We start from the raw sequence: 1,200 nt of genomic DNA on the forward strand, positions 1-1,200 counted from the left end.
CCAGAAATGTAAGTTCCGCCAAAGAATGCTATTTGCGTAATCACTGTGGGCTATGTAGCCAAAAATATGTTTGGGCGTTGTCCCGCCCGATAAAGCGATATGGATATCGGCGCCAGATTGGCTCAGAGCCAGCCACTGTTTGGCCACTACCTCTGCAAGCTCATCAGCTGATTCATAAATGCTTATAATAGAACCATCACTACTCGCATTCATACTGCCCCCTGCTTAAGAATTTTTTATCTCGCTATAACTCACAATAATGAGTATTGGCTAAATTTTTACACGGAAAACGCCAGGTACGGCCATCACGCCGAAGAAGGCTCTCGGCTTCTTTCGGCCCCCATGTACCACTCGCATAACCATGCAAGGCATGGTCGCCAGCTTGATATTTCAGAATAGGCTCGACAAACTGCCAACAGGATTGCACGGCGTCGCTACGAGCAAATAGCATTCTTTGGCGGAACTTACATTTCTGGTGGGGAGATGAACGTTGTGTGTCGGCTAATGATGAGCAAAGCAATTATGGTGAAGCCATGCGGCTGTTGTTTAGCCATGTGCTAATTCCAGCGAGTAACATTCATCCCATTCATGGTGAATTAGCGCAAGAAAAAGCCTTGATCGAATTCAAAGATGAAATGCTGGCTTGTCTGCCATCAGTATCTGATGGAGTGAATGCCTTTCCTATTTTTGATTGGGTTATGCTGGGTATTGGGGAAGATGGACATACTGCCTCATTGTTTCCTGGCCAAACAGATTACGACTGTGCTCAGAGTGCCGTTCAGGCGACTCAACCAAGCTCCAAGCAGGAGCGAATCTCGCTAAGTGCTTCAGTCATATCATGTGCCAAGAGAGTGACATTTATTGCCTTGGGTAAGAGTAAGGCAAGTGTCGTGCGAGAAATAGTCGATCAGGCAGAAGTCTCTAAAAGCTACCCGGCAGCCAATATTTTTTCACGAATTATTGCAAGCTCAGGGTGTGTTGAGTGGTATTTAGATGCGGAATCGGCAGCTAAACTTAGCGAGCATTAAACAAGAAATAGTCGAGGGATAATTATGGCGGATAACAAAGCAGACATTGCAGTCATTGGTCTAGCGGTAATGGGGCAAAACCTGGTTCTGAATATGAATGACCACGGTGTCAGGGTCGTTGCGTATAACCGAACGCAGAGCAAAGTATCCGAGTTTATCAAGGGTCTTGCTG

Annotated in this window: 4 protein-coding genes; 2 read left to right on the forward strand and 2 right to left on the reverse strand. The window is 46.2% G+C overall.

The features are described from left to right. Both A3766_RS04325 and A3766_RS04330 read right to left on the reverse strand, forming a co-directional pair. On the reverse strand, positions 1-213 hold a 213-nt coding region (locus tag A3766_RS04325), incomplete at its 3' end, for a 6-phosphogluconolactonase (protein ID WP_197479311.1). Between the two features lie 31 nt (positions 214-244). After that, positions 245-451: a hypothetical protein gene (locus A3766_RS04330; protein WP_068641768.1), complete on the reverse strand. Its 207-nt coding sequence runs from the start codon at positions 449-451 to the stop codon at positions 245-247. Here A3766_RS04330 and pgl point away from each other — a divergent pair. Then, positions 450-1,028, forward strand: coding sequence for a 6-phosphogluconolactonase (pgl, locus tag A3766_RS04335; protein WP_231882830.1), 579 nt, complete (start codon positions 450-452; stop codon positions 1,026-1,028). The two genes, A3766_RS04330 and pgl, sit on opposite strands and share 2 nt — an antisense overlap. A 24-nt stretch (positions 1,029-1,052) precedes the next feature. After that, positions 1,053-1,200: NAD(P)-binding domain-containing protein (locus A3766_RS32585; protein ID WP_156508679.1), on the forward strand; the 148-nt coding region annotated here is incomplete at its 3' end.

Source organism: Oleiphilus sp. HI0132, assembly GCF_001635845.1.